General features: G+C 58.7%; 21 protein-coding genes and 1 pseudogene. 10 read left to right on the top strand and 12 right to left on the bottom strand.

Annotation, left to right across the window (positions count from 1 at the left end):
• Nucleotides 1-191 precede the first annotated feature (191 nt).
• Both ABH912_RS11775 and ABH912_RS11770 read right to left on the bottom strand, forming a co-directional pair.
• Nucleotides 192-1,153 (bottom strand): annotated as a pseudogene (locus ABH912_RS11775) (IS110 family transposase).
• A 258-nt stretch (nucleotides 1,154-1,411) separates the two neighbouring features.
• Nucleotides 1,412-1,870 (bottom strand): VOC family protein, encoded by a 459-nt coding sequence (locus ABH912_RS11770; RefSeq protein ID WP_429510745.1) that lies wholly within the window; start codon nucleotides 1,868-1,870, stop codon nucleotides 1,412-1,414.
• 265 nt (nucleotides 1,871-2,135) lie between these two features.
• On the opposite strand from ABH912_RS11770, the gene ABH912_RS11765 reads away from it, so the two are divergent.
• From ABH912_RS11765 to ABH912_RS11755, 3 genes are all read left to right on the top strand, one after another.
• The gene (locus tag ABH912_RS11765) at nucleotides 2,136-3,350 is read left to right on the top strand and encodes an SfnB family sulfur acquisition oxidoreductase (protein ID WP_429510744.1); all 1,215 of its coding nucleotides are present in this window, start codon (nucleotides 2,136-2,138) and stop codon (nucleotides 3,348-3,350) included.
• A gap of 2 nt (nucleotides 3,351-3,352) precedes the next feature.
• On the top strand, nucleotides 3,353-4,018 hold the full coding sequence (locus tag ABH912_RS11760; protein ID WP_429510743.1) for a methionine ABC transporter permease: 666 nt from the start codon (nucleotides 3,353-3,355) through the stop codon (nucleotides 4,016-4,018).
• A 76-nt stretch (nucleotides 4,019-4,094) separates the two neighbouring features.
• Nucleotides 4,095-4,865: a MetQ/NlpA family ABC transporter substrate-binding protein gene (locus tag ABH912_RS11755; RefSeq protein ID WP_429510742.1), complete on the top strand. Its 771-nt coding sequence runs from the start codon at nucleotides 4,095-4,097 to the stop codon at nucleotides 4,863-4,865.
• A gap of 152 nt (nucleotides 4,866-5,017) precedes the next feature.
• Here ABH912_RS11755 and soxR read toward each other — a convergent pair whose 3' ends face one another.
• On the bottom strand, nucleotides 5,018-5,473 hold the full coding sequence (soxR, locus tag ABH912_RS11750) for a redox-sensitive transcriptional activator SoxR (protein ID WP_033059214.1): 456 nt from the start codon (nucleotides 5,471-5,473) through the stop codon (nucleotides 5,018-5,020).
• A 95-nt stretch (nucleotides 5,474-5,568) separates the two neighbouring features.
• Here soxR and ABH912_RS11745 point away from each other — a divergent pair, with 95 nt between their 5' ends.
• A complete protein-coding gene (locus ABH912_RS11745; protein WP_429510741.1) occupies nucleotides 5,569-5,934 on the top strand; it encodes an antibiotic biosynthesis monooxygenase in 366 nt (121 codons plus the stop codon).
• Here the strand turns inward: ABH912_RS11745 and ABH912_RS11740 are convergent.
• From ABH912_RS11740 to msuE, 4 genes are all read right to left on the bottom strand, one after another.
• Nucleotides 5,931-7,034, bottom strand: a complete 1,104-nt coding sequence (locus ABH912_RS11740) for a sigma-54 interaction domain-containing protein (RefSeq protein ID WP_429510740.1) — start codon at nucleotides 7,032-7,034, stop codon at nucleotides 5,931-5,933. The two genes, ABH912_RS11745 and ABH912_RS11740, sit on opposite strands and share 4 nt — an antisense overlap.
• Before the next feature lie 23 nt (nucleotides 7,035-7,057).
• On the bottom strand, nucleotides 7,058-8,260 hold the full coding sequence (locus ABH912_RS11735) for an acyl-CoA dehydrogenase family protein (RefSeq protein WP_429510739.1): 1,203 nt from the start codon (nucleotides 8,258-8,260) through the stop codon (nucleotides 7,058-7,060).
• A gap of 195 nt (nucleotides 8,261-8,455) precedes the next feature.
• A complete protein-coding gene (ssuD, locus tag ABH912_RS11730) occupies nucleotides 8,456-9,601 on the bottom strand; it encodes an FMNH2-dependent alkanesulfonate monooxygenase (RefSeq protein ID WP_033059220.1) in 1,146 nt (381 codons plus the stop codon).
• Nucleotides 9,602-9,611: 10 nt separating this feature from the next.
• Complete coding sequence (gene msuE / locus ABH912_RS11725; RefSeq protein ID WP_046049228.1) at nucleotides 9,612-10,175, bottom strand: FMN reductase; 564 nt, start codon at nucleotides 10,173-10,175, stop codon at nucleotides 9,612-9,614.
• Between the two features lie 402 nt (nucleotides 10,176-10,577).
• Here msuE and ABH912_RS11720 point away from each other — a divergent pair, with 402 nt between their 5' ends.
• From ABH912_RS11720 to ABH912_RS11705, 4 genes are all read left to right on the top strand, one after another.
• A complete protein-coding gene (locus ABH912_RS11720; RefSeq protein ID WP_429510738.1) occupies nucleotides 10,578-10,847 on the top strand; it encodes a hypothetical protein in 270 nt (89 codons plus the stop codon).
• A 101-nt stretch (nucleotides 10,848-10,948) separates the two neighbouring features.
• Entirely contained in the window at nucleotides 10,949-11,563 is a 615-nt protein-coding gene (locus tag ABH912_RS11715) for a LysE family translocator (RefSeq protein ID WP_033059224.1), read from the top strand.
• A gap of 204 nt (nucleotides 11,564-11,767) precedes the next feature.
• Entirely contained in the window at nucleotides 11,768-12,925 is a 1,158-nt protein-coding gene (locus tag ABH912_RS11710) for a cysteine desulfurase family protein (protein WP_429510737.1), read from the top strand.
• A gap of 65 nt (nucleotides 12,926-12,990) precedes the next feature.
• Complete coding sequence (locus tag ABH912_RS11705; RefSeq protein ID WP_429510736.1) at nucleotides 12,991-14,799, top strand: aminopeptidase P family protein; 1,809 nt, start codon at nucleotides 12,991-12,993, stop codon at nucleotides 14,797-14,799.
• On the opposite strand, the gene ABH912_RS11700 is transcribed toward ABH912_RS11705, so the two are convergent.
• Nucleotides 14,792-15,712, bottom strand: a complete 921-nt coding sequence (locus ABH912_RS11700; RefSeq protein WP_429510735.1) for a LysR family transcriptional regulator — start codon at nucleotides 15,710-15,712, stop codon at nucleotides 14,792-14,794. The two genes, ABH912_RS11705 and ABH912_RS11700, sit on opposite strands and share 8 nt — an antisense overlap.
• Nucleotides 15,713-15,816: 104 nt before the next feature.
• Between ABH912_RS11700 and ABH912_RS11695 the strand changes: the two genes are divergently transcribed.
• On the top strand, nucleotides 15,817-16,815 hold the full coding sequence (locus ABH912_RS11695; protein WP_429510734.1) for a zinc-dependent alcohol dehydrogenase family protein: 999 nt from the start codon (nucleotides 15,817-15,819) through the stop codon (nucleotides 16,813-16,815).
• On the opposite strand, the gene ABH912_RS11690 is transcribed toward ABH912_RS11695, so the two are convergent.
• Both ABH912_RS11690 and ABH912_RS11685 read right to left on the bottom strand, forming a co-directional pair.
• Complete coding sequence (locus ABH912_RS11690; RefSeq protein ID WP_429510733.1) at nucleotides 16,812-17,402, bottom strand: 2-hydroxychromene-2-carboxylate isomerase; 591 nt, start codon at nucleotides 17,400-17,402, stop codon at nucleotides 16,812-16,814. The genes ABH912_RS11695 and ABH912_RS11690 overlap by 4 nt on opposite strands.
• A 35-nt stretch (nucleotides 17,403-17,437) precedes the next feature.
• Complete coding sequence (locus tag ABH912_RS11685) at nucleotides 17,438-18,166, bottom strand: SDR family oxidoreductase (RefSeq protein WP_429510732.1); 729 nt, start codon at nucleotides 18,164-18,166, stop codon at nucleotides 17,438-17,440.
• A gap of 92 nt (nucleotides 18,167-18,258) precedes the next feature.
• Here ABH912_RS11685 and ABH912_RS11680 point away from each other — a divergent pair, with 92 nt between their 5' ends.
• Entirely contained in the window at nucleotides 18,259-18,819 is a 561-nt protein-coding gene (locus tag ABH912_RS11680) for a TetR/AcrR family transcriptional regulator (RefSeq protein WP_429510731.1), read from the top strand.
• 15 nt (nucleotides 18,820-18,834) lie between these two features.
• Here the strand turns inward: ABH912_RS11680 and ABH912_RS11675 are convergent, their stop codons facing one another.
• Together ABH912_RS11675 and rhtA are read right to left on the bottom strand one after the other, a co-directional pair.
• Nucleotides 18,835-19,116, bottom strand: coding sequence for a hypothetical protein (locus ABH912_RS11675; RefSeq protein ID WP_008156219.1), 282 nt, complete (start codon nucleotides 19,114-19,116; stop codon nucleotides 18,835-18,837).
• A gap of 167 nt (nucleotides 19,117-19,283) precedes the next feature.
• Complete coding sequence (gene rhtA, locus ABH912_RS11670) at nucleotides 19,284-20,171, bottom strand: threonine/homoserine exporter RhtA (RefSeq protein WP_429510730.1); 888 nt, start codon at nucleotides 20,169-20,171, stop codon at nucleotides 19,284-19,286.
• Nucleotides 20,172-20,252 lie beyond the last annotated feature (81 nt).

Genomic DNA, 20,252 nt, shown 5'->3' with positions numbered 1-20,252 from the left:
CCGTGGCTTTTGCCTACGCGGGCCGACTGCATCTAAATAAGACGGATGAGCATCGAAAATCCCGAAGGGGGATATGAAAGAAAATGTTTCGTATTGTTGGAGGGCTGGCTTTTCTGGCAGCGAGCTTGCTCCCACAGGGATCTTCTGTGATCACATTATTTGTGAACACCCAAGATCAACTGTGGGAGATTCTATGTTGCAGGGCAACCCTGCAACTTCAGGCCGGCTGGTATTCGCTCTGATTTTTCATCAGGGCAAATGCCACCCGACAGAGTTTCCGGGCAAGGGCCACCAATGCCTGGGTTTTCGAGAAGCCTCTTGCCAAATACGACTCGTAAAACGGTTTCCATTTAGCTGAGCGACAGGCTGCCATTGCGGCGTTGTAAGCCAACCGGCGTACTTCCGGATCCCCTTTTTTGCTCAGGTGCCGGGGGCCGTTCTTCTTCCCGGAGTCATCGACCGTAAGGTCCATCCCTAGAAACGCGATGAACGCATCACTATTGGCAAAATCACCGCGCATAAAGGTCGTCGCCAACCCGGTTGCAGTCAGTTCGCCAACACCTTCGATGGCTTTGCAGCGGTCGATATTCTCTTCAATTCCCGCCTCTTTGCTGACCTTGCGCAGCAGTTTCTGAATGGCCTGATCCGCTTGCTTGAAGGCCTTTTGCTGGGCGGCCTGCACTTTCTTCAACAAGGGTTCATTGGCCCAGCTCAGCATCAGGCCAGCATGGTTCTGGATCAGCGTTGCACGTCTGTGGAGCAGGCTTTTCAGCGAGGTGTAGGCCTTGGGTGGCGGGCTCCAGATCCGTAGTCCGTCTTGTTCGTTCGTCAAATAGCGCGCCAGCAGACGGGCATCGCAGGGATCGTTCTTGGCGCGCTGGCCGATGCCGCGGCGATAGTTGCTTACCCGATAAGCATCCACGACATAGACCTGGTGACCCATCGCATGGGCCAGCTCGACAGTGTCCAGGTGGTAGATGTTGGTGGCTTCAACGGCGATAGCGCTTTGGGCGGGCAATGTTTTAAGCCAGCGTTTAAGGGCTGTTCGATCGTTCTTGATGGCGTCAGTGGATTGCAGGTCGGAGCGATAGACAACTATTTCAGCCTTGGCGATATCGATGCCAACAACCGTCTGCGAAGTAAGGATTGTCATGACGAATCCTCGGAGCTAGGGTTTAAGAGCTTGTCGGGGTCTACCGTTGCGCTGGCTTGCCTCTATCGTCGGTTTTACCGATGAATTCCTTATCGGCGCTTTGGGTAGAAAGGGCGGGACGAGAAGTCTCCCACGGTCCGTACTGGCTAGAGTCGGAATCGAGCTTTTAGTCACGCCCACCCCTTCAAGTCTAAACATACAAGCGAGCTTGCTCCGGGCGGCGTTCCGACGATGGGGCCCTGTCAGTCAGAGAAGGGCTCAACCCTGTTTGAACATCTCCTTCGCCCGCTGCTCGATCTGTTGCTGAGTCAGATCCTCCTTGCGAGTGGCCAGAAACCACAGATGCCCATAGGGATCCTTCAGGGTTCCCGAGCGGTCGCCATAAAACTGATCCTTGACCTCGGACACCACTGTGCCGCCAGCCGCAATCGCCTGTTTATAAGACTTGTCCACATCGTTCACATACAGATGCAGCCCTACGGACGGCGACTTGTCCGGATTGCTCAATGGCCCTTGATCGCACGGCGTGCCAAGCATGATCGGGCAATCGCCGATACGCAGTTCGGCATGCCCGATGCCGCCATCGGGCATGGTCAGGCGCATGACTTCGGTGGCACCAAACGCTTTCTTGTAGAACTCGATGGCTTCGGCCGCTTTTTGAATGCCCAGATACGGGGTGATGCTGTGATAACCCTCTGGAATGGGTTTGACGCTCATGGCTGTTCTCCCTGTTTTTGTAGTCAGTCGAGAAAGGTCCTGTGCCGTTTTCCGGCCGGATAACTATAGGTCAGCCTCTTTTCTGCAACCGAGTGTCCGACGAGCAGCACCACTGTTCAGCCATCAACAGCGAAGCAGCAGATTGCTCTTGCTCGTTATCCTGAGGTCGCGAAAATACCGCTGAACGCCTCGAAAACACTGGCTCGAACGGTCCGGCACAGAAGCTGCAATGCCCTCTGGTAAACATTGGTGCCGAGAGACTTGTATGCCTGAATCTGCCGTTTATCCGATCAACCCACCGGCCGCCCATCGGATCGCCGACGAAGCCGAAGCCCTGCGCGTCGCCGAACAGATTGCCGTGGTGTTGCTGGAGCAAGACGCCGAGCGCGACCGCAGCCGCCAAGTGCCCGCCGAGATCGTCGATCTGTATTCCAACAGCGGTTTGTGGGGCATCAGCGTGCCGAAGGAGTTTGGCGGCGCGCAGGTGTCCTACGCGGTGCTGGCGCAGGTCATCGCGATCATCTCGGCGGCCGACCCGTCCCTGGGGCAAATCCCGCAAAACCACTATTGCCTCCTGGAAGACATTCGCCTGCAAGGCACGCCTGAGCAGCAAACGCACTTCTTCGGGCTGGCGCTGCAAGGCCACCGCTTTGCCAATGCCTTGTCGGAAACCGGCGGCAAGACCGTGCAGGATATTCAGGCGACCATCCGCCGTTACGGCGACGGCCATGTGATCAACGGTCGCAAGGGTTATTGCACCGGTTCGCTCTACGCCCACTGGCTGGCGGTGTTGGCGCTGGACGAAGAGCAGAAGGGCCAGTTGGCCTTCGTCGAGCGCGGCACCCAAGGGCTGGTGATCGTCGATGACTGGGACAGCATCGGTCAGCGCACCACTTCCAGCGGCACGGTGCTGGCTGAGGACCTGCACGTCTCCGCGTTCAATCTGTTTCCGACGTATCGCTCTTATGAAACACCCACCCTGGCGGGCCCGTTCGCGCAGTTGACCACCGCCGCCATCGACGCCGGCATCGCCCGTGCGGCCCTGCGCGACACCATCACATTCGTTCAACAATTCGCCCGGCCATGGATCGACGCGGGTGTGGAAAAAGCCAGCGAAGATCCGCTGACCATCATTCAGGTCGGCGGCCTGGAGATTCGTCTGGAAGCGGCCGAAGCCTTGCTGGAACGCGCCGGTTGGGCGCTGGATGCTGCACGTTCGGCACCTGATGAGCACAACGTTGCGCACGCCTCATTGGCCGTCGCCAAAGCCAAAGTGCTGACCACCGAAATCGCCATCGAAGCCAGCAACAAGCTCTTCGAACTCGGCGGCACGCGCTCGACCCTGAGGAAACACAACTTCGACCGCCACTGGCGCAACGCCCGGGTCCATACCCTGCATGATCCGGTGCGCTGGAAGTATCACGTGGTCGGCAACTGGCTGCTCAATGGCGTCAAACCACCACGTCATGACTGGTCCTGACCATGGCCGAGTGGTTGAAAAACATCTATTGGGCCGACATCGCCCAGGCCTGCCTCGACACCTTGAGCATGCTCGGTGCCGCCCTCGGTTTTACCGTGCTGCTGGGCCTGCCGCTGGGCGTGGTGCTGTTCCTCACCGGCAAGCGCCAATTGCATGAGGCGGTCGGGGTTTATCGGGTGCTGTCGGTGATCGTGAACATGTTGCGTTCGCTGCCTTTCATCATTTTGCTGATCGTGCTGATTCCCCTGACGACGCTGTTGGTGGGCACTTCCCTCGGTGTGCCGGGGACGATCCCGCCGCTGGTGGTGGGTTGCACGCCATTCTTCGCGCGGCTGGTGGAAACCGCCTTGCGCGAAGTCGATCGCGGGGTCGTGGAAGCGACCCAGGCCATGGGCGGCACCACTTGGCAGATTATCCGCCACACCTTATTGCCCGAAGCGCGAGGAGGGTTGCTGGCGGCGGTGACGGTGACCGCGATTGTGCTGGTGGATTACACGGCAATGGCCGGGGTGATTGGTGGCGGTGGTCTTGGCGACCTGGCGATCCGCTACGGCTATCAGCGTTTTCAGACCGATGTGATGGTGGTCACCGTAGTGCTTTTGTTGATCCTGGTTCAGGCCCTGCAAATGACCGGCGACCGACTGGTCGCGCGCTACAGCCGACGATAAAAATTTGATTCAACCCTTAAAAAATCGGCCCAACGTCCGCCCCACGACGGCCACTCAATCTGCCTAGGAGCACACCATGAAAAAGACCCTGGCCATTCTGGCTGCCGTCCTGTCGTTCAACGCTCACGCCAACGAAAAACTCATCGTCGGCGCCACTCCGGTGCCGCATGCGGAAATCCTCGAATTCGTCAAACCGACCCTGGCCAAGGAAGGCGTGGACCTGAACATCAAGGTTATCACGGACTTCATCCAGCCCAACCAGCAACTGGCATTGAAGAATCTCGACGCCAACTATTATCAGTACCGACCGTTCCTCGATGATTTCAACAAAACCCGCCATACCGATCTGGTACCGGTGGTCGGCGTGCACATCGAACCGTTTGGTGCTTACTCGACCAAAATCAAAAACATCGCCGACCTGAAGGATGGCGCCACGGTGTCAATTCCCAATGACCCGGTGAACACTGGCCGTGCGCTGGTTCTGCTGCACGAAGCCGGCCTGATCAAACTCAAGGACCCGAGCAACACCCTGGCCACTCAACGCGACATCATCGACAACCCAAAGCACTTGAAAATTCGTGAACTGGAAGGAGCGCTGCTGGCCCGTTCGGTGAGTCAGGTGGACCTGGCGTTTGTCTTTGCCAACTACGCACTGGAAGCGGGGATCGACACCAACAGCGCGCTGATTGTCGAGAAGGGCAAGAGTTTGTACATCGAGTTTCTGGTCGCGCGGCCGGACAATATCAATGATCCAGGCTTGCAAAAGCTGGCCAAGGCACTGAATTCGGATGAGGTTCGGCAGTTCATTTTGACCCGCTACAAAGGGCAGATTGCACCGGGGTTCTAAACACAATAACTGTGGCGAGGGAGCTTGCTCCCGTTCGGCTGCGCAGCAGTCGTAAAAACCAGAGGATGCGTTTCCACTGAAAGGACACCAATACCTGGATTGGGGCCGCTTCGCAGCCCAGCGGGAGCAAGCTCCCTCGCCACAGAGTGTGATCAACTTTGTTCCAACAGCTGCGCCCCCGGTCCTCTCTCCCCCAACACATCGCCAAAGTTGCGCAACGGACACGCCTCCATCGACAAACACCCACAGCCAATGCAGCCATTGAGCCGATCCCGCAGCAAGGTCAGCTGATTGATCCGCTCATCCAGATCCCGACTCCATTGCGCCGACAACACCTTCCAGTCCGCTGCCGTCGGCGCCCGATTGTCCGGTAGCGATTTCAATGCCTCGCCAATCTCCGCCAACGGAATGCCCAATCGCTGGGCCACTTTGATCAACGCCACCCGCCGCAACACTTCTCGGGGATAACGCCGCTGGTTGCCCTGGTTGCGATTACTTTTGATCAAACCCTTGGACTCGTAAAAGTGCAGTGCCGTGACCGCGACACCGCTGCGCGCAGCCACTTGGCCGACGGTGAGTTCCTTGTGCAGATTTTCCGAGGTGATCATTTAAAAAATGCCCCTTGACCTCAAGTTAACTCGAGGTTTTACCCTGCAAGCCTTCGGATCGCAAGATCCGGCTTACAGGTCAGTGGGGGCTCTTCATGCAACTGTCAGAGAAAAATCGCAGCTTCACCCAATTGATTGAATTCGAGATCGAACCCCATCAACAGCCCGCACTGGTGTCGGCACTGTCGAAGCAGACCGAGCGTCTCGCCCAGGGTTACAGCGGTTTTCTGAGCGCCAGCATCCAGGCCAGCGACGATGGCCGGCGGGTGCTCAACTACCTGCAATGGCAAACACGCGAGGCGGGAGAAGCCGCGTTTCAAAGCTTTGAAAGCGGCGAGCAGGATTTCTGGCAGCTGATCCACGCTCACCAGGCGAAAACCGTGACCTTCGGCTCGTTCCAGGTGCTGCACAGCCTGGAACGCAGCCACGACAACGCATTGCACTGCAACTTGGTGGGTTAGATCGACAGCTGCATGACACGCTCGCCCTGAAGGTTTTCCGTGGGCCGGCGCTTGTTCACCGCCAGTTCGCCGATCTTGATCAGCCGCGTGCGCGTTACGTTGCGGCTCAAGCCCAGCAGTGCGGCGGTGTGCACCTGGTTGTAATGGCTGAAACGATAGGCGGCTCGCAGCAACGCGTCTTCGACTTTCTCGTGCAGCGCCCCGGCCTGTTCTTCGAAAAGCTTTTGAAAGGCCCGATCGAGCAGGGCTTCCGGTGAGTCGTCGACGGTGCTGTGGTAATCGTCCTGACGCTCGATGCGCATGTTCGACAGGCGCAGGTCGTCGCGTTCGATCACGCCGTTCCGGCAGATCAACAGGGTGTGGTGAATGACGTTTTCCAGTTCGCGGATATTGCCCGGCCAGCTGTAGCTGCGCAGTTTCAGTTCGGCGTCTTTGCTGATGGTGATGCTGCCGTAGCCGAGGCGCTGGCTGTAGGCTTCGACGAAGTGTCGGGTCAGCGGCAGGATGTCGCCGGGGCGGTCGCGCAGTGGGCTCAATTCCAGGCTGACCACGTCGAGGCGGTAATACAAGTCCTCACGGAAATGCCCGGCGTTGATGGCTTTCTCCAATTGCACGTTGGTCGCCGCCAGCACGCGCACGTTGATAGGAATGCTCTTGCGCGAACCCAGTCGCACCACCTCGCGCTCCTGCAATACGCGCAACAACTTGACCTGAATCGCCATCGGCAAATCGCCGATTTCATCGAGGAACAACGTGCCGCCATCGGCCTCCTCGAACCAGCCGGCCTTGGCGCTCAGCGCACCGGTAAAGGCACCTTTTTCATGGCCGAATAACTCGGCCTCCACCAGGGATTCGGAAAATGCGCCGCAGTTCACCGCCACGAATGGCCGGTTGCGCCGGGCGCTGAGGTTGTGGATATGTCGTGCCACCAGCTCCTTGCCGGTGCCGGTTTCGCCAATGATCAGCACGCTGGCTTCACTCGGTGCGACTTGTTGGATGTGGGCGAGCAAGGCCTGGGATTTAGGGTCTTCGAACACCTGCGCCGTGGCGCGGATCGAGGTGGCCAGAGCGGGCGAGGGCGGTAAGGTCAGCAGTTGCATGGGCAGGCTCCATGAATAGAAGGCTATGAATAGAAAGTCGGAGTCGGCAGGGACTGGTTGAGCGCCCAGTCACCCAGTTCATGGAGTTTGTAATCCACCGGGTCGTGCAGGGTTTGCGTGCGCAGGTTGCGCCAGTGGCGGTCCAGTCGCAGTGAGGCATGAGTTGAGCGGGCGCCAGTCACTTCGAACAACCGGCTACAGAGTTCCAGGCCGTTGCGGGTGGCGGCGACCTTGGCCGTGGCGATGGCGGTAGCGAGGTGCCCGCGTTCTTCGGCGCTGAGGTTCGGGCCTTTGGCCCAGGCCTTGTCGAGCAGCCCGGCAGCGCGCTCCACCAGCAGTCGAACGCTTTCGAGGGCGACCCAGAATTCGCCGTAGTGGCCGAGTACATAAGGATCCTGACGCACATCCTGAGTACTGGATTTGTGCCACGGACGGGTCTCGGTGAGGGTGTATTGCCGCGCTTCTTCGAAGGCACCTTCGGTGATGCCGAGGAACATATGGGTGAAGGTCAGTTGGGCAATCAACGGCCGCAGGCAGGCGAATGGCGTACTCAGCGGACCCGGATCGAGGAGCAATTCCGACTCTTCAACCCGCACCCGTTCGAACGTCGCGCTGCCGCTGTCGGTCTGGCGCTGACCCATGTTGTTCCAGTCGTTGTTCAGGGTGATGCCGCTGCGACCGCTGGGAATCGCAGCGATCAACAGCTTGCCGCCAGCGTTTTCGTCCACCGCCGAGGCGATCAGCATTTCCGAATCGCTGGCGCCGGAGCAGAAGCTTTTCTTGCCGGAAAACTCACGCCAGCCACCAAGGTTTTTTACCACGGTGCGGGTGTCCAGCGGGTTGAGGGCGTTGCCCCAGAACCAGTTCTTGCGCGCGGTCTGTTCGAACCATGGCTGCCACTGCTCGGGCCGGGCGAACAGGCGCACGGTGGCGAGCATCAGGTGATGGAAGCCGAAGACATGGGCAATCGAACTGTCGACCTTGGCGAACTCGCGCACGATGCTCAGGGTGTCACTCCAGCTTGCGCCGAGGCCGCCGTACTGGGCGGGAATGCTTAACGCGAGCAGACCGCTGTGGCGCAAGGCATCACGTTCGGCTTTGGGCGTACCGCCACGTTCATCGCGCTCGACAGCGGTCAGGGCAAACTCGGCGGCCAATCGCCGGGCGGTCTGCAAGGGAGATATCAGGGCGCTTTGCGGTTTGGCAGTCACACGGGGGTTCCTCATGAAAATCGACACAGATCCCCTGTGGGAGCAGAGCTTTTGTGGCGAGGGAGCTTGCTCCCGCTGGACTGCGAAGCAGTCCCTGAACAGGCCGGAGCGGTATGTATGAAGCACCGCATCTACCGGTTTACGACTGCTTCGCAGCCGAGCGGGAGCAAGCTCCCTCGCCACAAAACTCCAGTCCTCCAGAGATGTTAGTCAGGCCGTGGCTTTGGTGGGCAGCACATCATTGGCGATCATTTCGCCAAACGGCCCGGTGAGATTGGTAACCCCACGCCCGGCCAGGCTGGCGTACGGCTCAGGCAACAGCGGGAACACCAGCTCGGCAAAGCGATAAGCCTCTTCGAGGTGCGGATAGCCGGAGAAGATGAAGCTCTCGATCCCCAGGTCTGCGTACTCCTTGATTCGCGCCGCCACTTGCTGCGGATCACCCACCAACGCCGTCCCGGCACCGCCGCGCACCAGACCGACACCGGCCCACAGGTTGGGGGATATTTCCAGGTTGTCACGGCGGCCGTCATGCAACGCCGCCATGCGCCGCTGACCTTCGGAATCAAAGCGCGAGAACGACTTCTGCGCGGCCGCGATGGTCTCGTCGCTGATGTGCTCGATGAGTTTATCCGCGGCTTTCCAGGCCTCTTCGGCGGTCTCGCGGACGATCACGTGCAAGCGAATCCCGAACTTCACCGTGCGACCGTTTCGCGCGGCACGTTCACGCACATCGGCCAGTTTTTCCGCCACGGCGGCGGGTGGTTCGCCCCAGGTCAGGTAGACATCAACCTGCTCGGCGGCCAGTTCATGCGCGGCTTCGGAAGAACCGCCGAAGTACAGCGGCGGATAGGGTTTTTGCACCGGCGGATACAGCGCCTTGGCGTTCTGCACTTGCAGGTGTTTGCCTTCGAAATCCACCGATTCGCCTTGCAGCACCCGGCGCCAGATTTTCAGGAATTCGTCGGTCACTTCGTAGCGTTCGCTGTGATCGAGGAAGATGCCGTCGCCACGGTTTTCATCCGGGTCACCGCCGGTGACCACGTTGATCAGCAAGCGGCCATTGGACAGTCGATCCAGTGTCGCGGCCATGCGCGCCGAGACCGTCGGCGAGATGATCCCCGGCCGGATCGCCACCAGATAACGCAGGCGTTCGGTCAGCGGCACCAGCGCCGAAGCAATCACCCACGAATCTTCGCAGGAGCGCCCGGTGGGAATCAGTACACCGTGGTAACCGAGGCTGTCGGCCGCCTGGGCCACTTGTTTCAGGTAGTTGAGTGTCACCGGGCGAGCGCCCTGAGTGGTACCCAGGTAATGGCCGTCGCCGTGAGTCGGCAGAAACCAGAAAACATCCATGAAGAAATCCTTAAGCGATTTTCAGCAGATTTTTGGGGTGCACGCCAAACAACGGCGCGGCGCGTTCTGCAGCAAGACGTATGCGGGCCTTCAAGGGCTCACTGGTTATTTGATAATTCGAAAAATCTGCTTCGGTGGCATACACGCCAATCGGCAGCGTCAGGGCCTGGAAGAAACTGAACAGCGGCCGCAACTGATGATCGAGCACCAGTGCATGACGCTCGCTGCCACCGGTGGCGGCCAGCAATACCGGCGTGTCGATCAGCGCATTGAGGTCAATCAGGTCGAACAGATGCTTGAGCAGTCCAGGGTATGAACCGCGATAAACCGGCGCGGCGACGATCAGCAAGTCGGCGTTCTCGATCGCTTGCAGCTCGGCTTCGATCTCTGCACTCAATTCCTGACGGGACAGCGCGGCACCCAACGGTCGGGCGATGTCACCCAGTTCAATCAGCTTGCTTTCAATCGGCAATTGCTCGGCCAGTTGCGCCAACAGTGCCTGAGTCAGCACTAACGTGCGGGACGGACGCCAGGTACCGCCGGAGAGGGCAACGACTTTCAATGGACGCGACATGATCAGTTCCTTTTTTAAACAGTTGCTCAGGGAGCAGTGAGTAGTCACTGACAGAGAGCAAGAGCTGTACCAATCCTTCGGAGCCACGATTTACGGGGCTTTCAGCGCGTTGGCCGGTAGATGCTGTACGAATGGCAGAGCTGTTTGTTGAATGACTGTTGCTTGGTAAACAGTTGCTTGGGCAACAGTGCGTGAAGCGATGACCGTTGTTATAAAGGCTCTGCGTTATTCCTCAAAAGACCTTAAATTAATATTTATAGATCGTTTAGAGATATAAGGCGCTCTACCTGAGCGTCATTAGTCAAAGTCGATAGCCACTATCGAGAGCGTTGATTTCTGCTGATCGGATGCCCGGCGTAGCCTGTGTTCATTGCCTCGAACCCAGATGTCAGGACGCTAACAATGAAACCTCTAATCGCTACTTTCTTGCTGCTTGCGGTCTCCGTGCTCGCCGGATGTGCCAGCCATGTTTCCCCGGAATTACGGCCGTACACCGCTGAAGAAACCAAGGAACTGGCACTTGAGGCGTTGAATCGTCGCGGTCTGTCTTTCGAGGAGTACCACGCGAAGAAAGCCGAATTGCTCGGCCAACCGCAAAAGTCGTTCAGTTTCGACAAACAAGGCGAGATGAACGCCGAACGTGCTGTACAGCTTCACGGTCGTCCTAGCTGATCGAAAACTGTACCGCTTGAAGTTTCACGCAACTGTCCATGGGTTTCCCTGAAGGCCTGCGATAGGGTCAACACCTGACTGACCCCAATGGACTGCCACCCATGACGCTCTCGCTCGATTTGCTGCTGGGCTTTGCCCTGTTTGCGCTTGTCACCTCGATTACCCCCGGGCCCAACAACACGATGTTGCTGGCATCGGGCGTGAACTTCGGCTTTAACCGCACCATCCCCCACATGCTTGGCATCACCTGCGGTTTCTTCGTGCTCGTGGTGGCGGTTGGTTTCGGTTTGGGTGCAGTGTTTCAAACCTATCCTTTGCTCTACACCGTGCTGCGTTACGTCGGCGCGGCGTATTTGCTGTATCTGGCGTGGAAGATTGCTCGGTCGGGACCGGTTTCCGAGAGTGAAAAGGGCGAGAGCAAGCCGATCAGCTATTTGGGCGCCGCAGCGTTTCAGTGGGTCAATCCCAAGGCCTGGATCATGGCTATCGGAGCCATCAGCACCTACACGCCAATGCAGGGTTATTTCACCAACGTGATCGTGATTGCGGCAGTGTTCGCCTTGATCAACCTGCCGAGCGTCAGTGTCTGGGCAGGTTGCGGCACGTTGTTGCGTAATGTGCTGAAAGATCGCCGCTGGTTGCGGCTGTTCAACTGGGGCATGGCCTTGCTGCTGGTGGCTTCGCTGTATCCGTTGTTGCTCGAAAGTTTTAGCTGACGCATTGCTTCAACCGGTTGCCCGATGCCTGTTAAGCTCAACTTCAGGAGCGTTCCTACGCACTTTTAAATGAAGTTGTCCTTCTTTAACGGCCTCCGATCAGGTATTTCTAACGCTCTGAACGATCGGCGCAGCTCACGAGGCTGCGCTTCGACGTTTCAGTGACGAGCCTCCTGATCCCGGAACATGCTCTGCGAGTCTTCTATGAATAAACGTCCTCTGTATTTCGACTACGCCGCCACCACGCCGGTGGATGAGCGAGTCATCAAGGTCATGGTCGAGTGTCTGGGTTTTACCGGCAACTTCGGCAATCCGGCGTCCAGCTCCCATGCGTTCGGTCAACAGGCCCGGCAATCGGTCGAGCAGGCGCGGCACCAGGTCGCCGAACTGGTCGGCGCCCAGGCGGAGCAGATCGTCTGGACCTCCGGCGCCACCGAATCGAACAACCTTGCCCTCAAGGGCGTGGCCCAGGCTCGCGGCGTTTCTGGCGGCCACATCATCACCAGCCAGATCGAACACAAAGCGATTCTCGACACGGCGAAGCAGTTGCAGGACGCCGGTGTCGCGGTGACTTATCTGGTGCCTGACGCCGAGGGTCTGATTACCCCGCAAGCGGTCAGCGAAGCGATGCGCGAAGACACCTTTCTGGTGTCGTTGATGCTGGTCAACAACGAGCTGGGCACCGTCAACGACATCTCGGCTATCGGCGACGTCGTGCGTGCTCGCGATGCGTTGTTCCATGTCGACGCGGCTCAAGGTGCAGGCAAAGTGGTGATCGACCTGGCCCGGTTGCCAGTGGATCTGATGTCATTTTCCGCCCACAAGATTTACGGCCCCAAAGGCATCGGCGCGCTGTACGTCGGGCCGCGCGCGCAGCAGCGTGTGCAAGCACAGATTCACGGCGGTGGTCACGAGGGCGGTTTGCGTTCCGGCACCCTGGCGACTCACCAGATCGCTGCCATGGGTGTGGCGTTCGCGTTGGCGGCCGCCTTGTTCGAAGAGGAAAAAGCCAAGATTGTGCGGCTGCGCGAGCGCCTGCTTGAGCAACTGCTGAGCATTCCCGGCGTTCGCCTCAATGGCAGCCCGACCCAACGCATTCCCCATACCCTGAGCCTGACCTTCAACGAAGGCGAGTTCAATTCCGCGGCGCTGAGCCACTCGATCGCGTTTTCCGCGACTTCGGCCTGCAACTCCGCCAGCAACGCGCCCTCCCATGTGCTGCTGGCGCTGGGGCATGACACCCGCGCAGCGGGCCGCACCATTCGCTTGAGCCTCGGCCGGTTCACCTCTGACCAAGACGTCGACCAAGCGGCACAACTGATCAAAGCGGCCTGCGCCAGTGCTCCGGCATTTTGGCAATAAGGTCTGAAAGTGCCGGCATTGATCGGCACTCAACAATAATGATGAAGTGATTAGCAGGAGACATGATGAGTACGCAGCCTTCGATCAATGGATCGGTGCCTCAACGCCTGGCGCAAACCCGCGAACTGATGAGCCGGGAGGGCATTCACGCTCTGCTGGTGCCGTCGGCCGACCCGCATCTTTCGGAATACCTGCCGGGTTACTGGCAAGGGCGGCAATGGTTGTCGGGCTTCCATGGCTCGGTCGGCACGCTGATCGTTACGCCAGACTTTGCCGGCGTCTGGGCCGACAGCCGTTACTGGGAACAAGCGACCAAGGAACTCAAGGGCAGCGGCATCGAGCTGGTCAAGCTGCAACCGGGTCAACCCGGCCCGCTGGACTGGCTGGCCGAGCAAACCCCTGAAGGCGGCGTCGTCGCGGTAGATGGTGCGGTAATGGCCGTGGCTTCGGCGCGTACGTTGGGTGGCAAGCTCGAAGAGCGCGGCGCACGTCTGCGCACTGATATCGATGTGTTGAACGAAGTCTGGAGCGACCGTCCGACGCTGCCGAACGAGCCGATCTATCAACACCTGCCGCCTCAGGCGACGGTCAGCCGCAGCGAGAAACTGGCCAAGCTGCGTGAGGTGTTGCAAGATCGCGGTGCCGACTGGCACTTCATCGCTACCCTTGATGACATCGCCTGGCTGTTCAACCTGCGTGGCGGCGATGTGTCGTTCAACCCGGTGTTCGTTTCCTTCGCGTTGATCAGCCAAGAGCAGGCAACCCTGTTCGTAGCCCTGAGCAAGGTCAATGCCGAATTGCGCGCAATCCTCGAACAGGACGGCGTGACCCTGCGCGACTACAGCGAAGTGGCCGCCGCTTTGCGCGCTGTACCGAGCGGGGCGAGCCTGCAAGTCGATCCCGCGCGCGTCACCGCCGGTTTACTGGATAACCTGGACAGCGGCGTGAAGCTGGTCGAAGGCCTGAACCCGACGACGTTAGCCAAGTCGCAGAAAAGCCTGGCCGATGCCGAGCACATTCGTCAGGCCATGGAGCAGGACGGTGCGGCGCTGTGCGAATTCTTCACCTGGCTGGACACGGCGTTGGGTCGTGAGCGCATCACCGAACTGACCATTGACGAGCATCTGACGGCCGCGCGTACCCGACGTCCGGGCTATGTATCGCTGAGCTTCAACACCATTGCCGCGTTCAATGCCAATGGCGCGATGCCGCACTATCACGCCACCCAAGAAGAACACGCGGTGATCGAAGGCGACGGTCTGTTGCTGATCGACTCCGGCGGCCAGTACCTGGGCGGCACCACTGACATCACGCGGATGGTGCCGGTTGGTACGCCGACCGATGAGCAGAAGCGCGATTGCACGCGGGTGCTCAAAGGCGTAATTGCGTTGTCCCGTGCGCAATTCCCCCGTGGCATTCTCTCGCCGTTGCTCGATTCGATTGCCCGCGCGCCGATCTGGGCTGAAAGCGTTGATTACGGTCACGGCACCGGTCATGGCGTCGGCTACTTCCTCAACGTGCACGAAGGCCCGCAGGTCATCGCCTATCAGGCCGCTGCTGCACCGCAAACCGCCATGCAGCCGGGCATGATCACGTCCATCGAACCGGGCACTTACCGTCCGGGCCGCTGGGGTGTGCGGATCGAGAACCTGGTATTGAACCGCGAGGCGGGCAAAAGCGAATTCGGTGAGTTCCTGAAGTTCGAAACCCTGACCTTGTGCCCAATCGACACTCGCTGCCTGGAACCGTCGTTGCTGACTGACGACGAAAAACAGTGGTTCAACGCCTACCACGCCGAGGTGCGCCAGCGCTTGAGCCCGTTGCTCGACGGTGCAGCCCTTGAGTGGTTGAACACCCGGACTGCGGCTATTTGATCGGTTGGAGTTCAGGCGCTTCTTCGAGCGCCTGGCTCATGTAGTCGACAAAGGCTTTGACCCTGGCGGATTGGCGACGATTCGCCGGGGACACGGCATGAATCGGCAGCGACTGCGCGCTGTATTCCAGCAAAATCGCTGACACGCGTCCCGCCTTCAAGTCCTCGCTGAACAGCCAAACCGGCGACAGCGCAATCCCCAATCCCCCCAGTACCATCTCGCGGATGGCCTCGGAGTTGTTGCTTTGTGCGTTGCCCTTGATTCGCACTTCGTGACGCAGGGCCTCTCTCTCGTAAACCCATAGGTTCTGACTGTTCAGCAGGTTGAACAGCAGACAGTTGTGCCCGCTTAATTCTTCGGGCGTTTGCGGGTGACCGTGTTGCTCAAGGTAGTCGGGCGCTGCGACGGTCACTCGGTGGGTGGTGCCGATGCGGCGGGCAATCAATCCGCTGTCGTTCAACTCGCCGATCCTGAACGTGACGTCCAGTCCTTCACTGACCAGGTCCTGATTTTGATCGCTCAGTTGCAGATCAATGTGCACCTGGGGATGTTTTTTGAGGAATGCCGGCAGTCGCGGCGCAATCTGCAAGCGCCCGAAACTCACGGACGATCCGATTTTCAGGTTTCCAGCAACAGCTTCGCGGCCGGAGTGAAAACTGTGTTCTGCGGCATCTACAGCCGCCAGAATTTGTCGACATTCGCTGTAGTACCGCTGACCTTCGTCAGTCAGGGACAGTTGTCGGGTGCTGCGGGAAATCAGCTTTCCACCCAGCTCAGTTTCCAGTGCGCGCAGCACTTTGCTGATGGTCGGCTGACTGGTCTGCAATTCCCGGGCGACGGCAGAAAAGCTGCCACGTTCGACAACGCGCACGAAGATCGCCATTGCATTGAGTTTGTCCACGGGGTTTCTCATTGATGCCAAATGGGCATGGTCACTATAGCTATATAGCGTCTTATCGGCATGAGTGAGGGGGAGGAAGATTAATCCCACAGCCACCTCTGACGGGAAATTGCGAAATGACTGACTTACTTGAAATGCGTGCTCTGATTGTTGATTCGGCCAATGGGCCTTTACGCTTGGCTTCCATTCAACGGCCCGTGCCCGGTGCCGGTGAGGTGTTGGTCAGGATCAAGGCCAGTGGGGTGAACCCGTTGGATGGAAAGATTCGCTCGGGTCAGGCTGCTCATGCGCGCCAGCCGTTGCCGGCGGTATTGGGTATTGATCTTGCGGGAACAGTGGCGGCATTGGGGGAGGGCGTCAGTGGATGGCTATTGGGCGATGAGGTCTATGCGATGGCCACCGGCATTGGTGGCGCGCAGGGTTCACTGGCGGAATACGCCGCCGTCGATGCACGACTGCTGGCGCGCAAGCCAGTCAATCTGAGCATGCGAGAGGCCGCGGGGTTGCCGTTGGTACTGATCACAGCGTGGGAAGGATTGGTGGATCGTGCACGGGTGCGGGCGGGGCAGAAAGTCCTGATTCACGGTGGTGCGGGTGGTGTCGGGCATGTGGCAGTGCAAATCGCCCGGGCTTTCGGTGCTGACGTGTTTGCCACCGGGTCGGCCAGGCAGCAGGCGATCATTGAAGGGTTCGGTGCGACATTTATTGATTACCGCAAATCTTCGGTCGAGGAGTATGTGGCTGAACACACGGCGGGGGAGGGCTTCGATATTGTCTACGACACGGTGGGTGGTGAGACGCTGGACGCTTCATTCAAGGCTGCCCGGGTCTACGAGGGGCATGTCGTGAGCTGTCTTGGATGGGGGCAGCACAGTCTTGCGCCCCTCTCGTTTAGTGGGGCAACTTATTCTGGAGTGTTTACCTTGTTGCCGCTGCTGACTGGCAAGGGCCGCGAGCATCACGGGGAGATACTTCGGGAGTCTGCGCAGTTGATTGAGGCGGGTCAGTTGAAACCGTTGCTCGACCCTCGGCAATTCACGTTGCAAACCGCCGAAGCCGCCCATGAGCTGCTCGTTTCGGGAGCTGCGCAGGGACGGCTGGTCGTCGAGATTTAACTCAGGGCTTCAAGGACGAAGTCCAGGCGGTCCTGGCCGAAGAACAGCTGATTATCGACAAACATGCTTGGTGCGCCGAATACGCCCCGTTGCACCGCTTTCTCTGTGTTGTCCCTTAGAGTGGTTTTGACTTCATCGTCGGCGGTCAGGGCCAGCACCTCATTCGGATCGAAACCGTTCTGTGTCAGCACTGACGCGACAGTCGCCAGGTCATCGAGGCTGCGGCCTTGAACCCAGAGGGCGTGAAACAGGCAATCGATGAACGCCTGAAAGCGTCCGGGATGACGCAACTGCATGCCGGTGACGGCGCGCATCAGCATCAGGGTGTTGATAGGGAATTGGGGATTGAACTTCAGTGGCACGCCATAGCGCTTGGCGTAGCGGTCCAGGTCTTGAAACATGTAGCGACCCTTGGCGGGGATGGTCGCGGGGGAGGCGTTGCCAGTGGCTTTGAAGACGCCTCCCAGCAATATGGGTATGTAGATCAACTGGCTGTCGGTCTGCTCGCAGATCTTCGGCAGTTGGGTATAGGCCAGGTAGGTGGCGGGGCTGCCGAGGTCGAAGTAGAACTCCACGGTTTTGCTCATGGTCAATGTGCTCTGCTTATTATTTTTAAGGGGGGTTACCAGCGTTCGCTCCAGGGGCGCAGGTCCAGCTCGAAGGTCCATGCGTCACGGGGCTGGCTGTGCAGGTACCAATAGTTCTCGGCAATGTGCTCTGGATTGAGAATGCCGTCCTGGTCCTTGGTCGCGTACTTTTCGGGGAAACTCTCGCGGATAAAATCGGTATCGATGGCACCGTCGACTACAACATGGGCGACGTGAATGTTCATCGGCCCCAGTTCACGCGCCATGCTTTGCGCCAAGGCGCGAATTCCGTGCTTGGCGCCGGCGAACGCCGCAAATCCTGCGGCCCCACGCAGGCCGGCGGTAGCACCGGTGAACAGGATAGTCCCGCGTTGACGCTTGGCCATGCGCTTGGCCACTTCACGAGCGTTGAGAAAACCCGAGAAGCAGGCCATTTCCCAGATCTTGAAATATTTGCGCGCGGTTTCTTCGAGAATGCTGCAAGGCACATTGGCGCCGATGTTGAAAACGAACGCTTCGATTGGGCCAATCTGGCTTTCTATCTGCTCAATCAACGCGATCACGTCCTCTTCCTTGCGCGCATCGCAGGCAAAGCCGTGGGCTTCATCGCCATTGGCCTTGATGGCGTCCACTAGCGGCTGGAGTTTGTCCGCGCTGCGGCGGGTGACACACGCCACAAATCCTTCCTGCGCAAAACGTTTTGCAATTGCGCCGCCGGTGGAATCCCCGGCACCAACAACCAGTACGACCTTCTTGTTATTCATGGGTAGGTCCCTTTGCTAAACGATCGTTAACTAAACGAACGTTATGCTACGATTCGGCAAGCGTCAAGGCGATCAATCCTGAGGGCAAGGCAATGCGTTACTCGGCCAATCACAAACTGGAAACCAAAGAGAAACTACTTGAAAGCAGTGCGGTGTCGGCCAAGAAGTCTGGTTTTTCAACGGTGGGTGTCGACGGTTTGATGAAGGCGATCGGTTTGAGTGGCGGGGCGTTCTACAGTCACTTTTCGTCGAAGGATGAGCTGTTCGCTTCAATCGTCGAGCGTGAGTTGTCTCAAAGCCTGGAGCGTTTAGGGGCGGACCAGAGTCCTGAGAAGCTCCAGCGCTGCCTCAAACACTACCTGAGCATGGCCCATGTCGAGCACCCGGAATCCGGTTGTGCTTTGCCGACATTGGGGGCTGAGATTGCACGTTCAGATGTGATGATTCGTCAGCAGGCGGAGAACTGGATTTGTCGACTTCAGAAGAGTTGGGCGCAGGTTCTGGAAAGCGACAGCCTGGCATGGGCGATTCTGTCGCAATGTATCGGTGCATTGGTCATTGCGCGAATGCTGGCCACGCCAGACATCCAGCACGCGGTGCTGAAGTCCAGTTACGATGAGATTGGCCGCCAGATCGCAGGTCCACGAACCTGACAAGGCGGCATCAATCTATTTGCAGATGACGATCATGCTGCGGCTGGTATAGCCTGCCGGGTTGAGGCCGAACGGGTAATCGCCTGGTTCTTCCACTGCGTCCCCTGACTTGGCGATGACCTTGTAACCTTTGGGAGCGCATGAGTTGGCAGCGCTGGTGTAGCACTTGTCCCAGGATGACGACAGCCCGGAACAGTTGATATGCAGCCCTCTCTTGCCGTGTTTTACCTGGGTTTTCGATGTCGCCGCGCAGCCCGCAACCGCAAGTACGGCGATCAGTATCAAAATTCGTTTCATTACTGTCCTTATAGCGTCCCGGATCTTTGCGCCCGGGTCTGGCTGCATTCGCTTTCGCTTGAAGCGTTCTGATATCCCTATCTGAAAAATCCATGTCTGACACTGGGTTACGGGCCTAAACATGGCCTAATTGCGCGGTAAATACCAGACCCCCTTCAAATCCTGTTTCAATCTGCAGCGACAGCAGGCTTGGCCGCACTCCCCATCGTCATGGTTGCGCCTATGGAAGCCAGGATGATGCACATGATGGCCATCCATTGTGACAGTGACAGGTACTCATGGAGAAACAACAGGCCTGACAGTGCGCCGATCGCAGGTTCAATGCTCATCAACGTGCCGAATGTCCGCGTCGGGATTCGGGTGAGGGCGACCATCTCCAGCGTGTAGGGCACGGCAGTGGACAGAATGGCGACAGCGATGGCTACGGGGATCAGTGAGGGAGTGAGCAGCGCGGCGCCAGCATGGACGATGCCGATAGGGGCTACAAAAAGTGCCGCAATCATCACCCCCAGTGCCGCGGTCTGCACGCCATTGTCGGCGCCGGCCTTTTGGCCGAACAGAATGTACAGCGCCCAGCAGACTCCTGCGCCCAACGCATAACCGGTGCCTACCAGATCGATTCCCGCAGTGGTTTCTCCCGTAGGTATCAACAGCAACAAGCCGACGGCTGCCAGGGCGATCCACAAAAAGTCGATCGCGCGACGTGAGGCGTAGATGGCTACCGCCAGTGGTCCGGTGAATTCCAGCGCAACTGCGATACCGAGGGGGACGGTTTGCAAGGACATATAGAAGAGGAAGTTCATGCCGCCCAACGCCATTCCGTAGACGATGACGGTGCGCAGGGATTTTGCGGTGAGCTTCGCTCGCCAGGGGCGCAGTATCAGCATCATGATCACGCTGGCGAAGATCAGCCGCAGGGTGGTGGTCCCTTGCGCACCAATAATGGGGAACATGCTTTTTGCAAGGGAGGCTCCTGACTGGATGGATGCCATGGCTATCAATAGCAGGCCAACCGAAAACAGGGTCGAGGCAAGGCTGCGAGGTTGGTCATTCATGGTGTGGCATCGTCCGAAGTAGGAAGCGAGAGTGTTGTTGGGCAATATACTGCGCATTCATGGCGGGCGCGTCTATATATA

Source organism: Pseudomonas sp. BT76 TE3572 (genome assembly GCF_050435365.1).
Classification (GTDB): Bacteria; Pseudomonadota; Gammaproteobacteria; order Pseudomonadales; family Pseudomonadaceae; genus Aquipseudomonas; species Aquipseudomonas fluorescens_W.
Note: the sequence above shows the minus strand (reverse complement) of the source record. Positions and strands in the feature narration are given on the sequence as shown.